This window comes from Streptomyces sp. MMG1533 (assembly GCF_001279775.1).
Lineage (GTDB): Bacteria > Actinomycetota > Actinomycetes > Streptomycetales > Streptomycetaceae > Streptomyces.
In genome coordinates, this window is sequence record NZ_LGDG01000125.1 from 1 (window position 1) to 487 (window position 487).

The 487-nt window shown below is 66.7% G+C and carries 1 protein-coding gene; it reads right to left on the reverse strand.

The window, feature by feature from the left end; all coding sequences use genetic code 11:
• Positions 1 to 487, reverse strand: a 487-nt coding sequence (locus tag ADK57_RS15370; protein ID WP_199830585.1) for an RICIN domain-containing protein, incomplete at both ends; no start/stop codon positions are given.

Sequence of the window (487 nt, forward strand, 5' to 3'; positions counted from 1 at the left end):
GACGGGTGCGCCGTTGCTGGTGGAGGACTGGGCGACGCCGGCGTTGAGGCCGCTGCCCACGTTCTTGAGTTCGTAGTAGCCGTTGCCGGCGTCGGTGAGGGTCCACTTCTGTGAGTTGGCGGTGGAGGGGGTGTTCTGGACGACGGCGGCTCCGGCGGTGGTGGAGGCGCTGCGGATGTCGAGGTTGAGGTTGCTGTTGGCGTTCTTGATGGTCCAGGCTCCGCCGCCGGCGGACTGGAAGGTGTACAGCTGGCAGAAGCAGGCGGAGTTCTGCCACTGCTGGGCGGCGGTGTTGGTGGCCGTGGAGCCTTGGGGGATGTCGAGGTACTTGCCGCTGTTCTTGTTGACGAGGACGTATTGTCCGGTGCCCAGCGGTGGCAGGGCGGTCTGGGTGAGGTTCCAGCGCTGGCAGGCGCAGCCGGTGTCACTCCACTGGCCCGCGGTGGTTCCGGTGGTGGTGGAGGCGTTCGGGATCTCGAGGTTCTTG